Origin of the sequence: Paenibacillus sp. 1001270B_150601_E10, assembly GCF_015558675.1 — a bacterium.
In the GTDB taxonomy this organism is placed as follows: domain Bacteria; phylum Bacillota; class Bacilli; order Paenibacillales; family Paenibacillaceae; genus Paenibacillus_B.
The window spans coordinates 178,747-192,062 of record NZ_JADMOL010000002.1 but is presented as its reverse complement, the minus strand read 5'-3'; the positions used below and the strand labels follow the sequence as shown (position 1 = coordinate 192,062).

The following is a 13,316-nucleotide window of genomic DNA, read 5'->3' as shown; positions in this document are numbered from 1 at the left end:
ATGATTTTAACCACCGATATAGAAATGGAGGGATTCCTCTTATGCATTCCGAAGAATTGGATCAGCCCGTCGAGGCTGTAAAGGCTAAGCGAGTGGGAAGGCGCTTATGGCAGTACGCAATGAAGTACAAAGTCAGCTTTATCGTTGCTCTGCTCATGCTGACGATATCCGTCGCTGCCGAATTGACTGCCCCATTTATTGCAAAGGCCATTATCGATCAGCATATCCTTGGAATCGAGCAGCCTTATTATGAGACGAAGACCGATTCCAAATATAACGTGGCCTATGAGGGCCATACCTATAAGCGCGTAGACCGCTTTGAGCCCGGTGAGACACGCGGCGAAGGCGTCCATATCATTCAGGTCGGCACCTCTTTCTACCTGACGAACGAGGTCGTTCCGAACCCGACAGGGACTCGGAAATATAAGGACGGAATATTAACCATTACCTTGCGAGATCAAGCATGGCAAGGTGAAGCTCGGCTTCTTCCTTTGAAGGAAATGCTCATTTTCTATGAGCCAGAGGTTAATGGCATTATAAAATGGCTCGGTATCTATCTGCTCATGCTGGGTATCAGCATCGTGATGAGCTTTGGTAAGATTCTGGGACTGCAAAGCGCAGCGAACAAGGTTATCCGCAAGCTGCGCGGGGATATTTATGCTCACGTTCAACGTTTGCCGATCCCGTACTTTGATAATTTGCCTGCTGGAAAAGTAGTGTCCCGCATCACGAATGATACGGAGGCGGTGAAAGACTTGTTCGTTGCCGTCTTGTCCAACTTTACATCAGGAATCATCACCATCGTGGGGATCTATACCGCATTGTTTATTCTTGATGCAAAGCTCGCGCTCATGAGCTTGATCCTAATTCCCATACTTATCGCATGGATCGTGCTTTATCGCAAATACGCAACGAAATTCAATACCATTATTCGTTCGCGCCTCAGCTCCATTAATGCAATCATCAACGAGTCCATTCAAGGGATGGCTGTTATTCGCGCGTTCCGTCGCGAGAAGGAAACGATGGAGGAGTTCGAGAAGCTTAATGAGGACTACTTAACGTATTCCAACAAGATGCTCTCGCTCAACTCTCTCACCTCCCACAACCTGGTTACAGTGCTTAGGAACCTGTCCTTTGCTGCCGTGCTGTGGTACTTCGGCGGGGCATCTCTTAGCGGTTCAGGCATGATTACGCTTGGTGTGCTTTACGCATTTACAGACCTGCTTTCACGGATTTTCCAACCTATTACGGGTATGGTCAATCAGCTCGCCAAGCTCGATCAATCCATCGTATCGGCTGGCCGCGCCTTTGAATTAATGGATGAGCAGGGAGAAGAGCTTCATGAGGGTTCTATGCCTAGATACAAAGGACACGTTGAGTTCGACAATGTATCCTTTGCCTATAAAGGCGGCGACTATGTGCTTAAAAACATTAACTTTGAAGCTAAGCCTGGCGAGACCGTAGCCTTGGTCGGGCACACAGGATCAGGTAAAAGCTCCATTATGAACTTGCTGTTCCGCTTCTATGATCCGCAGCTTGGCGAGGTACGGATAGATGGCAAGCGAATTGCAGATCTGCCGAAGCAGTGGCTTCGTCAGCATATGGGCATTGTGCTCCAAGATCCATACCTGTTTACGGGTACGATCGCTTCAAATGTAAGCTTAGGCGATCCACGTATTTCCCGGGAAAAGATTGAGGCTTCCTTGAACGCCGTAGGTGCCGATCGTGTATTAAAGCAGCTTCCTAACGGCATTGATGAGCCTGTTATTGAAAAAGGAAGCACCCTTTCCGCTGGCCAGCGTCAGCTTATCTCGTTTGCAAGAGCATTGGCCTTTGAACCTGCCATTCTTATCTTGGATGAGGCGACAGCTAACATTGATACCGAGACGGAAGCTTTGATTCAAGATGCACTAGACGTGTTAAAACGAGGACGTACAACGTTTATCATCGCTCATCGTCTCTCTACGATTCGATCAGCTGACAAAATTCTCGTTCTTCACCGTGGGGAAATTGTAGAGCAAGGGACACACGATGAACTGATGGCACTGGAAGGACGATACTTCCGTATGTATCAGCTGCAGCTTGGCGGTCAAGCGAAGGATACAGAGCAAGCTGCCGATCAAGTTGATGCAGAGGATCAGGAGCTGGAGTCTGAGGCTCAGTCCCATCCAGATATGAATCAAAAGCTGTCAGCAGCGTCCATTACAGCAACCTAGAAAAGCTGTGAGAAAGAGAGCAGCAATATTTTATACAAAAGACCTGATGCGTAAAAACGCGTATCAGGTCTTTTTTCATAATACATTATGAATTATCGTAGGTCGCACTTATTCTTGATAAAGCTTAATTGATTGTTCAGGTGATTCAGCAGCTGCTGCTGTTCCTCCGTTAAGGAAGCGGATGAAACTGCCGATAAACGCTCTAGCTCCGATTGGATGCGCGGAACGTCAACATGGGCTGCAGCACAGTCATAATTACTATTTAGATCCAAGTTATCCAATGTCATAGCCTAATCTCCTAACGATGCTGACCTTTGTCGTGATTTGCGTCAGCTGTACGTGTCGTTTTATTTTGCTTAGAATGACCAGGTTGTTTGCGTGACATAGCGATCTTCTCCTTTACGGTAGCGCTCACCCTTGAGGGTCGCCGCTCACATTATGATTCTTGCTTGGGAATATGGTTCAAATTCGGTGCACGATTCGCAGCTTTCTTTGGCTTCAATGTAATGCTCTCTTCATTCCATTTGGACTTGTTCTGAAGCTCATGGATACGCTCTGATTTGTTATGCGGCATGATCTACACCTCCTGCAATATAGCGTATCCAGAACCGCAGCAGTTATGAGGGATGGCAGCAATTCCTGTACAGGAGATCACTCTGCAAAAGAAAAGAAGCATCTTCGCCGTACAAGCCGTTCAGATCCTTCTTATTCTTCCATTTATTTCGTTTACAATACTTAACGCAAGCTATAGCCATTTGCCAATGGATGAATTACCTTTTCTTCATCGAAAACCCAAGCACCTTCCAGATCAGTCGCTCAAACAGTCTCCAAGGCATAATCGCTCTTGCTATAAGATTCATCGTGACACCCTTCCCAATCTTATAACGAAGCCGCCGCTTGCCAGCCGGAAGCGCTGCAATTCGAAGCAGCAGATCAACAACCTCCATCGGATCAGCAGCCTGCTCTCCGGTCTTGCTCACCTGCTCCATGATACGGTCAACAAATGGCTTGTTTGGCGAATCGCTCTTTTCTGCAGAGGCCAAGCCACGCCCCCAAATGCTCGTCTTGTAGCTTCCCGGTTCAACCAGCACCACATCCACACCATAGGGCAGCAGCTCGAGTCGAAGCGTCTCGCTGAATCCTTCAACTGCAAACTTTGAGCTGACATAAGGACCTAGCGCTGGAAATGCCATTCTTCCACTGATGCTGCTCATCTGAATGATGCAGCCTGAGCGAGCTTCTCTCATATAAGGAATCACCGCTTTAGTAGCTTGGATAAGGCCGAACACATTCGTCTCGAACTGCTCACGCCATACATTCATTTCAAGATCTTCTATATAGCCGCCTGCTGCAAACCCTGCATTGTTAATAAGCAGATCAATCCTCCCAAATTGATCCCTTATCCGCTGAGCTGTAGCCTGAACCTCTGATTCATCCCGTACATCGAGCTCCCATATATGAACGAAAGACGCATACTGTTCGCCAATCTCCCTTAACAGCTCTTGATAACGCGCATCTCGCTGTCTTATTGACGCAATGACCGTGCAGCCCGATCTGGCAAATGCAGAGGCCGCAAGCTTCCCAAATCCGCTTGAAGCCCCTGTAATCCACACAACCTTAGACGCTATACGAATCACCTCTTACATTTTGAAATGGGTAAGCTGCCGCTCTAACTGTGTGCTTAGATTCTGTAATTGATCCACTGACGCCTTCATTTGCTCCGTCATAGCGGTCTGCTCCTCCGTAGCCGCAGAGACCTGCTCACTGAAGTCATGGCTTTGTACTGCAATATGCGTTAATTCATCCAAAGATGCGGTTACTTCTTCGCACGCAGCAGACATTTCCATCGCTATAATGTTGGCATCCTTGACCTGCTCAGATATCTCATGGACAGCATGGGATATGCTCACGAACGCTTCATCTGCGTCTTGAACCACCTTTAAACCTTGGGTGACAGCAAGCTGCTGCTCTGAAGCAGCTTGTTCTGTTGCCTCACGTCTAGAATGAATATTCGTAATGAGCTGCATAATATGATCAAGCGAGCTCTTTGAATGCTCGGCAAGCTTGCGTACCTCATGAGCTACAACTTGGAATCCCTTGCCGTGCTCCCCTGCTCTCGCTGCCTCAATGGATGCATTGAGGGCAAGCAGTTCGGTCTGCTTCACAACACCTTGAATGAACTTCACAGCGTCGCTAATCTCGGATACTTCCTTCGTCAACCCGGCAAGCGAAGCGTTTGTTTCCTCCGATGCCTGCTGGATCGCGACCATCTGCTCGACCGTGCGAGTAATGACTTCACGCCCCTCGTCAGCTTGAGTGGAGGAAGCATTCATTTTATCAAATACAAAAGATGACGTCTCGGATAGGGCCTGAACCCCCACCGCAATTTCTGCCATCGCCTGTTTTGTTTGCTCTGTGCTTTGCAGCTGCACTTGAACCCCTGAGGCTACCTGCTGCATCGATGCGCTGACATCCGATGCACTAAGCGCTGTCTCTTCTGCTGCCGTCCCGAGCTCCTTCGTGGCTCGTGATACCCCATCCGAAGCGGACTTGACATCAATCAAGAGAGAATTCAGCTTGCCTATCATGAGATTGAAGGCTTGCGCTACCTGGCTGATCTCGCTCTTGCCGGATACCTGCAGCCTTACGGTCATATCTCCGTCCGCCGCCTGCGCAGCAAGTGCCTTCATCCGAATGAGCGGCTTCAACTGGAAGCGTATATACCAGATAAGGGCTAGAATCCCCACCAATTCAATGGCAATAGAAATGGCGATTGTTTCCATCGTCATCTGGTTAAGCTGCTTTTTAATAATCGTGTAATCATAATCCATGCCGAAGACGCCAACCATCTTGCCCTGATTGTCCTTGATCGGTGCAAGAGCCGTAACCAGAATTTGATCATCCACTTGGAACTCCTCGGATAAGGCGATGCCGTTCTTCAGCATCTTGGCATAAGCCGCCTCCATTTGAGGCTGCAAGGGCAGCATGCTTCCTGGCTTAAAGCCTTGCGCATCAAAGTTGGAGCTGCCTTGAATGACTTTAATCTCCTTCGCACCTTCTGACCTTGGCATCATGATAAAAGCATTCAGAATATCATCATTAGCAATAACATCCAATTTTCCCTTCATCAAACGGAAGTTGGGGTTACTTGCAAGATTGTCAGAATTCTTGTTACTATTGAAACTAAAGGAAGCGTTTGTTATAGAAGAAACAATTTCACGGACCTCAAGATTCATGATCACTTCTAACCGCTGTTCAAATGATTGCATGAGGAGTCGTTCTTGTTGGTTATTCTGTCTGAACACAAATAGTGTACAAACGACAATTAGCAAGATTCCGATCACCGCGATCATCTTTACGATAATACTATGCCTTAACCCTCTCATCTTTACATCCCCTCATTCACCAAACATAATAGGCACAAATACCCCTAATCATTTATCGGTTAAGAATGGGCTTTTAATAAGATAGTTAAAGGCGCTTCATTAAAAAAAATCACACTTTTCAACCCTAAAACTTCCTTGCAGGGCATAGAAGTGTGACAGATAAAAGTGCATTTTCCAAATCCAAGATTAGCTCCCTAATACTACACGGTCATCGACGAATTTTTCTCCTCTTAGGAGCTCAAATTCCCGCAGCAGCTTCTCTACGGTCAGCGTCCGTTTTTCCTCTGGACCAATGTTTAATATAATCCGGCCCTTATCCATCATAATAAGCCGATTGCCAAGTCGTATCGCCTGCTCCATGTTATGCGTAACCATCAACGTTGTCAAACCGCTCTCGCGAACGAATTTTTCTGTAAGTCTTGTTACCATCTCAGCACGAGCTGGATCAAGAGCGGCTGTATGCTCATCCAAGAGCAGTAGATTCGGCTTCATAAAGGTTGCCATCAATAGGCTCAGCGCCTGTCGTTCTCCTCCAGACAAAAGTCCCACCTTCGCGGTAAGCCGTTCCTCCAAGCCTAGACCAAGCTCATACAGTTGGGTCCTGAACCATTCACGCCTTCTTTTACCGAGTCCGGGCCGGAGCCCTCTTCTGCCGCCGCGAGCAAAGGCCAGTGCCAAATTCTCTTCAATCGTCATAGATGGAGCCGTTCCAGCCATCGGGTCCTGAAAGACACGGCCAATCCATTTGCTACGGACATGCTCAGACAAGGATGTAACCTCCTTGCCCTGGATGTGAATCGATCCGATATCTGGAATCATGACGCCGGATATGACATTCATAAGTGTTGATTTTCCAGCGCCATTGCTTCCAATAATCGTGACAAAGTCACCTTCATTCAGCTGCAGATTCACATGCTGAAGCGCAAACTTCTCATCAGCGGTTCCTGCGTTGAACAGCTTGCATACCTGCTCAATTCTAAGCATCGATGTGCCCTCCCTTCTGAAGCAGTTCCCCTGCACGCTTGCGGCTAATGCTTCGCTCACGCATGGATCGTCTGGTCATCGGAAGAATCAAGGCTACGATTACGATGCCAGCAGTCAACAGCTTCAAGTCCGTCGAGTTAAGCTCAAGCTGCAATGCAATCGCAATGATCATCCGATAGAGCACTGCTCCTAGGATGACAGCCATCGTCGTTCTAACGATCGTCTTGTGCCCAAAGATCGCTTCTCCGATGATAACGGAGGCTAGACCAATAACGATCATCCCCACTCCTGACTGAATATCTGCGTAGCCTTGGTACTGTGCCACCAGTCCACCCGAGAGGGCGACAAGACCATTGGACAGGCTCACGCCAATAATGATCGTATTGTCTGTATGCACCCCGAAGCTTCGGATCATCCGTGGGTTATCGCCTGTTGCTCGGAGCGCAAGGCCAATCTCCGTTCGCAAGAAGGCGTTCAGCATGAAGCGAATAACAAGGATAAACAGCAGCATCACGATCACAAGCGAGTAGCCACCGCTAAGCGGCGTCAATACCGTATCCTGATTCAATAAGGAGATATTGGACTTCCCCATAATTCGCAAGTTAATGGAATATAAAGCGATCATCATCAAAATACCGGACAATAATGGATTGATCTTGCCCTTCGTATGGATAATCCCGGTTAATGCACCAGCCGCGCAGCCGCCTGCAAAGGCAAGAATAGTACCAATAATCGGCGGCAATCCCGTCGTAATACTGAGCGCTGCAATTGCAGCTCCTGTCGTAAAGCTTCCATCTACTGTCAAATCAGGGAAATCCAGAATGCGAAACGTAATGTATACGCCTAAAGCCATTATCGCGTATATAAGCCCCGCTTCCACAGACTTAAGCAGCGCTTCTGCAAGTGCTGATCCAAGCATCGTATCTTCCTCCCATGTTAGCAGAACAGTCCGAAAGCAACAGAGCTTGATCGAGCACTCTAAAGGCTAACGGACTGCATATTTGTTAAGCTTCATTCATTGAAGATCTTATAAGAAGAACCTGTTATTCAAACAAATTCTCTGGTTTGACCTCAGACTTGATTGCATCTGTCACCTCAAATCCCTGTGCTGCTGCCGATTTAAGATTCAAGGCAAGATCAAGGGTCTCAGGATATTGAACAGCAAGCTCCGCTGGATTTTTGCCGTTCTTCAAAATGTCTACAGCCATCTTCCCTGTCGTGTATCCAATGTCAAAGTACTCAAAGCCAAATGATGCAACGCCGCCATTTTTCACAGAGTCTTTCTCGGCAACAAAGAGCGGAATCTTCTTGTCATTCGCTACCCCGACAACCGTGCTTAATGCACTGACGATCGTATTGTCCTGCGGAACGTAGATTGCTTGAACCTTGCCTGCTAATGATTCAGCGGCCTGCTTCACCTCGGAGCTGTTTGTTACGGGCGCCTTCACGACTTTCAAGCCCAGTTCCTGAATGGCCGCTTCTGCTTCTTTTACATTAGCAACCGTGTTCTGCTCGCCTTCATTGGCCATAATGCCAATTGCACTTACATCCTTTACATTCTGTTGAATAAATTTCATCAAGGTGGATACTGCCTCCGGATGCATGTCGGTCGTGCCGGTCACATTGCCGCCTGGAGCCTCCATGCTCTTCACTAGTCCTGCACCAAGCGGATCAGTTACCGCTGTAAACAAGATCGGCACATCCTTAATATTTTGAGCTGCCGCTTGGGCAGACGGTGTCGCAATCGCTAATACTAAATCCAATTTGTCAGTCGAAAACTTTTGAGCAATCGTCGAGGCGTTGTTCAAATCATTCTGAGCATTCTGGAAATCAACCTCCAGATTCTTGCCCTCTTCATAACCATTATCCTGAAGCGCTTTCAGAAATCCTTTTCTCGCTTCGTCCAACGAGGCATGCTCCACAATCTGCGTAATGCCGATCTTAATCTTCTTTTCCGAGCTGCTGGAAGCTTGTCCTCCACTTGAGCTCGGCTCGCTCTCTGTCTTTGCCCCGCAAGCCGTCATGATCAACATGCAGCTTAAGCATATTGCAAGCAGTACTCGAAAGTTCCTTTTCTTCATCATGACATTCGTCCCCTTTTCTTATCATTTCGATATCATTCGTCACTACAGAAGTCGACTTCGCTTCGGCAGAATGTCAAAGAAGTATAGAGCGTTGAAGAATATTTACCGATGGTTTTACCCATTTAAAGCGAATCTGCATAATCCCTGTAACGCATTATAGTGTTATTGTAATGGCTCTAATTGGCAAGTCAATACTAAAGACTGATATAATTTACATTTTATGGCTAAGTAACAATAAAAAAAGCTGCAGTCATCTTATGAACCTACAGCTTGTTTTAGCTTGTTCCATTCTTTTAAAATAGAGCCCTTCAACAGAGCCGTCAGAGAGACATGACTGTAAGAGTGTACGCCTAACAAATTCCGTTCCAAAATAGGCATTCTCCCATATCCCTTAAGGTCTTTCCCGTACATAAAGCAGGCGAAAAACCTAGGAATTTTGTATACTCCGAAAGTTTCCCTAGGGAAAAATTATGTTGCCGAAGAAACATCTTTGCTATATACTAAACCTGTAATCGCCTATGATATTCGTGATCTCGCGGATCACGCTATTTTTTTTAAATGCATCATCCTTTTTATAAACAAGGGCATATGCTAATGGAAAAGTTGCCTTATTGAAACATTCTGTCCCACGCGAAAACAGGAGGTCCAGCTCATGGCTTCAGCAGAAACGAATTTATTAGAAGCAGGAATAGGCAATCACGTACGCATCACTCGCCTTGAAGTTCAGGGTGTCATGCGCAGACGCTTGTTGGATTTAGGCTTTGTGCCTGGGAATCGGATTGAAGTACTGCAAAAAAGTCCGCTTGGAGACCCTATCGCCTTTCGAGTGAACAATACAACGATTGCCTTGCGCAGTGAAGAAAGCTCCCTGATCTGGGGAGAACGGATAGGAGAGTAAGAGCATGAGATCATACACCATTGCACTAGCAGGGAACCCGAATACGGGTAAAAGCACCCTTTTCAATGCGCTCACCGGAATGCATCAGCATACCGGCAACTGGGCAGGAAAAACGGTGACAAGCGCAGAGGGATATTTTGAGTTTCAACAAACACCGTTCAAGATCGTCGATCTTCCCGGAACGTATTCCTTGTACTCCAACTCCGCGGATGAGGAGGCTGCAAGAGATTATATTATTTTTGAGAATCCAGACGTCACAATCGTCGTTCTTGACGCTACTTCATTGGAGCGCAACCTCAATCTTGCGCTTCAGGTGCTGGAGATGACCAACCGTGCGGTCGTCTGCATCAATCTTATGGATGAAGCAAAGCGGCTCGGCATCAAGATTGACCTGAACAAGATGCAGCAGAAGCTTGGTGTTCCGACGGTAGCCATCTCTGCCCGCAGCAAAAAAGGCATCGGTGAGCTGCTTCAGCAGGTGCTGCTCGTTGCCAGCGGGGAGCTTGTTCCTGAACCTATTACGATTACCTATAGTGAAGACATTGAGCAGAAGATCAAGCAGCTTGAGCCACAAGTTCGCGATATGTTCGGCAGCCATCTGCCGGCAAGATGGATTGCGCTGCGTCTATTAGATAATGATGAGAGCTTGCTTACATCCATAAAAAATTGGCTGCAGCGTGGGCAGACGACAGCACAGCTTGAGGGGGTGATTCGGTATGGAGAGACCGCTTGCCACTAGTGCTGCGAATGTTTCCGCTCTTGATGCCCTGCTGGAGAAGGCACGCGGCCTGTCACAGGGCGATGCCGTAAGGGACGGAATCGTCGGTGACATCTATAAAGTCACTCATGAGATCTGTGATACCGCGATTCACTACGAGAATCGGGAGAAGCTTGCCAGCACAAGCAGGCTGGATCGCATCGTCACCTCGAAGATATGGGGATTCCCGATTATGCTTGCGATGCTGGCTGTTGTGTTCTGGCTGACGATCGCCGGAGCGAACGTTCCTTCCGCCATGCTCGCGGATATGTTTGGCGTCATCGAAGGCTATATCACGATGTTCTTTCATGCGATTCATGCTCCGGATTGGCTGCATGGACTGCTCGTTCTAGGCCTGTTCAGAGGCTCTGCATGGGTTATTAGCGTCATGCTGCCGCCGATGGCCATCTTCTTTCCTACGTTCGCGCTGCTTGAGAACTTCGGTTATCTGCCTCGGGTTGCTTTTAACATGGACCGAATCTTCAAGCGTGCAGGCGGACACGGGAAGCAGGCATTAACCATGTCGATGGGATTTGGCTGCAATGCTGCCGCCATTCTGTCTACGCGCATTATCGAATCGCCGCGTGAGCGAATGCTTGCCATCCTTACGAACAACTTCGTGCCCTGCAATGGCAGATGGCCGACGCTGATTCTGCTTGCTTCCTTATTTATGACTGTAAGCGTCAGCGGTGGACTGCAATCGTTCGCTACAGCCGGCGTCGTGCTTGGCATGGTCATGTTCGGAATTATCGTAACCTTTACGGTATCTTGGGTACTGTCCAAAACAGTGCTTCGCGGCGTCCCGACGCACTATACACTGGAATTGCCTCCATATCGTCGTCCACAGTTCTGGAAGACGATCCTGCTTGCTACACGTGACAAATCGTGGAACGTGCTGAAGCGTGCGGTCATCGTCGCAGCGCCTGCCGGTGTTATTACTTGGATTCTAGGGAACGTATTTGTCGGCGGGGACAGCATTCTCAACCATATGGCGGGCTTCTTTGATCCATTCGGCCAACTGCTTGGCATGGACGGCTTTATCATCATGGCCTTCCTGCTCGGGCTTCCAGCCAATGAAATTGTCCTGCCAATCCTTCTTATGGGCTACCTGTCCTCAGGAGCTATGGTAGATGCGGACGGTATTGATAATATTAAGGAAATCTTCGTTAACCACGGTTGGACATGGCTGACGGCACTGAATATGATGTTGTTTTCCTTGCTGCATTACCCTTGCGGAACAACGCTCTTCAACATCTACAAGGAAACGCACAGCAAGAAATGGACGCTGTTATCCGCCCTCATTCCATTAGGTATTGCGATCTTAGTTACCTTTATCACTGCTCAGCTTGCACGCGCATTTGGCTGGGTGTAAGAAGCACAGCAACGATACGGAAAAATGAATCATAAAAAAAGGACTTCCGGCAACCACTGACCCGTGGTGCTGAAAGTCCTTTTTCTTTTATGCTCGATTCTTTATCTGAATCAAAGCAATTCATCCCTTAATCGATGCTATTTCTTATCTCTAAAGTCACGGCGGCGTGCAACGCCATCCGCATAAGCGGCATCAATAACCGCATCGCGCACCTTAGGAACGACTTTATCATTAAATACAGATGGAATAATGTACAGTTCGCTCAGTTCATCCTCAGATACAACCTCTGCAATCGCATGCGCAGCCGCAAGCTTCATGTTCTCCGTAACGCGTGAAGCACGGCAGTCCAGCAATCCGCGGAACAGACCTGGGAAGCACAGCACGTTGTTGATCTGGTTTGGATAATCGGAACGGCCTGTAGCTACAATTCGAGCAATTCCTTCAATCTCGTCCGGATCAATCTCAGGTGTTGGGTTCGCCATTGCGAATACAATCGGATCCTTCGCCATTGCTTCAACATCCTCGCGCTTCAGCACGCCAGGGCCGGATACGCCGATAAAGATATCTGCGCCTTTAATGACATCCGACAGCGTCCCCTGCTCTAGATCAGGATTCGTCTTCGCTGCAAAAGCATTCCATGCTTCATTCTCATACGGAGTCGTGCGAACGAGCACGCCCTGACGATCGACCCCGATCACCTTCGTAGCCCCTGCCGATAGAAGCATTTCCGTACAAGCCATACCTGCAGCTCCAATACCGCACAGTACGATCTTGCAATCCTCAATCTTCTTGTTCACAATGCGAAGCGAATTGAGAATGCCTGCAAGCAGTACAACCGCCGTTCCATGCTGATCATCATGGAATACCGGAATGTCCAGCGCTTCGGTCAGACGACGCTCGATATCGAAGCAGCGCGGTGCAGAGATATCTTCCAGGTTGATGCCTCCAAGACCTGGTGCAATCGCTACAATGGTTCTTACGATCTCGTCAGCATCTTGCGTATCTAGACAGATCGGGAATGCATCTACTCCAGCCAGCTGCTTGAAGAGCATTGCTTTCCCTTCCATGACAGGCATTGCTGCTCGTGGACCGATGTTGCCGAGTCCTAGCACCGCTGTGCCGTCGGAAATAACCGCAACCGTATCGCGCTTAATGGTTAGCGTAAAGGCACGGTTTGGATCCTCATGGATCGCCATGCATACGCGAGCGACTCCTGGTGTGTATACACGTGATAAATCATCGCGATTTCGAATAGGAATCTTAGGCTGCATCTCGATCTTGCCGCCCAAGTGCATCAGGAACGTCTGGTCAGATACGTTGATGACCTGGATGCCCTCAATCAGTTTCAAGCGTGCTACAATGCGGTCCCCTACACTTCCATCAAACACATTAACCGTTAAATCCCTCAGTGTCACTGCGCCACTGCTGCGAATAACGTCGATCGCCACGATATCACCGCCGCTTTCGCCAATCGCTTGGGCAACCTGAGCGAAATTGCACTTGCTCTTGTCGATCTCGATCCGGATAATGATGTTCGTGCTCGATCCTAATGATTTGGCCATGAAAGTTATTCTCCCCTTGTTCCTTACAGGCATCGCAAATCCTATGCGCCTTTGGAT

Annotated in this window: 12 protein-coding genes; 4 read left to right on the top strand and 8 right to left on the bottom strand. The window is 48.2% G+C overall.

Annotation, left to right across the window (positions count from 1 at the left end; translation table 11 throughout):
• The first annotated feature begins 41 nt into the window (after positions 1–41).
• Positions 42–2,216: an ABC transporter ATP-binding protein gene (locus I2H74_RS05845; protein ID WP_195572396.1), complete on the top strand. Its 2,175-nt coding sequence runs from the start codon at positions 42–44 to the stop codon at positions 2,214–2,216.
• A gap of 92 nt (positions 2,217–2,308) precedes the next feature.
• Here the strand turns inward: I2H74_RS05845 and I2H74_RS05840 are convergent, their stop codons facing one another.
• From I2H74_RS05840 to I2H74_RS05810, 7 genes are all read right to left on the bottom strand, one after another.
• Entirely contained in the window at positions 2,309–2,503 is a 195-nt protein-coding gene (locus I2H74_RS05840; RefSeq protein WP_195572394.1) for a DUF2524 domain-containing protein, read from the bottom strand.
• 149 nt (positions 2,504–2,652) lie between these two features.
• Positions 2,653–2,790, bottom strand: coding sequence for a hypothetical protein (locus I2H74_RS05835; protein ID WP_195572392.1), 138 nt, complete (start codon positions 2,788–2,790; stop codon positions 2,653–2,655).
• A 196-nt stretch (positions 2,791–2,986) separates the two neighbouring features.
• Positions 2,987–3,853 carry an SDR family oxidoreductase gene (locus I2H74_RS05830; protein WP_195572390.1) on the bottom strand — a complete coding sequence of 289 codons (867 nt, stop codon included), beginning with the start codon at positions 3,851–3,853 and terminating at the stop codon, positions 2,987–2,989.
• Between the two features lie 3 nt (positions 3,854–3,856).
• Positions 3,857–5,602: a methyl-accepting chemotaxis protein gene (locus I2H74_RS05825; protein ID WP_195572388.1), complete on the bottom strand. Its 1,746-nt coding sequence runs from the start codon at positions 5,600–5,602 to the stop codon at positions 3,857–3,859.
• Between the two features lie 186 nt (positions 5,603–5,788).
• Positions 5,789–6,586, bottom strand: a complete 798-nt coding sequence (locus I2H74_RS05820; RefSeq protein WP_195572385.1) for an ABC transporter ATP-binding protein — start codon at positions 6,584–6,586, stop codon at positions 5,789–5,791.
• Positions 6,579–7,505 (bottom strand): ABC transporter permease, encoded by a 927-nt coding sequence (locus I2H74_RS05815; RefSeq protein ID WP_195572382.1) that lies wholly within the window; start codon positions 7,503–7,505, stop codon positions 6,579–6,581. The genes I2H74_RS05820 and I2H74_RS05815 overlap by 8 nt, the downstream gene beginning before the upstream one ends.
• Before the next feature lie 124 nt (positions 7,506–7,629).
• On the bottom strand, positions 7,630–8,667 hold the full coding sequence (locus I2H74_RS05810) for an ABC transporter substrate-binding protein (protein WP_195573377.1): 1,038 nt from the start codon (positions 8,665–8,667) through the stop codon (positions 7,630–7,632).
• A gap of 655 nt (positions 8,668–9,322) precedes the next feature.
• On the opposite strand from I2H74_RS05810, the gene I2H74_RS05805 reads away from it, so the two are divergent.
• From I2H74_RS05805 to I2H74_RS05795, 3 genes are read left to right on the top strand one after another with little or no spacing between them, the layout of a single operon-like run.
• On the top strand, positions 9,323–9,568 hold the full coding sequence (locus tag I2H74_RS05805) for a FeoA family protein (protein WP_195572380.1): 246 nt from the start codon (positions 9,323–9,325) through the stop codon (positions 9,566–9,568).
• 4 nt (positions 9,569–9,572) lie between these two features.
• Complete coding sequence (locus I2H74_RS05800) at positions 9,573–10,307, top strand: FeoB small GTPase domain-containing protein (RefSeq protein ID WP_195572378.1); 735 nt, start codon at positions 9,573–9,575, stop codon at positions 10,305–10,307.
• Entirely contained in the window at positions 10,285–11,697 is a 1,413-nt protein-coding gene (locus I2H74_RS05795; protein WP_195572376.1) for a ferrous iron transporter B, read from the top strand. Before I2H74_RS05800 ends, I2H74_RS05795 begins: the two co-directional genes overlap by 23 nt.
• A gap of 137 nt (positions 11,698–11,834) precedes the next feature.
• Here the strand turns inward: I2H74_RS05795 and I2H74_RS05790 are convergent, their stop codons facing one another.
• A complete protein-coding gene (locus I2H74_RS05790; RefSeq protein WP_195572375.1) occupies positions 11,835–13,259 on the bottom strand; it encodes an NAD-dependent malic enzyme in 1,425 nt (474 codons plus the stop codon).
• Positions 13,260–13,316 lie beyond the last annotated feature (57 nt).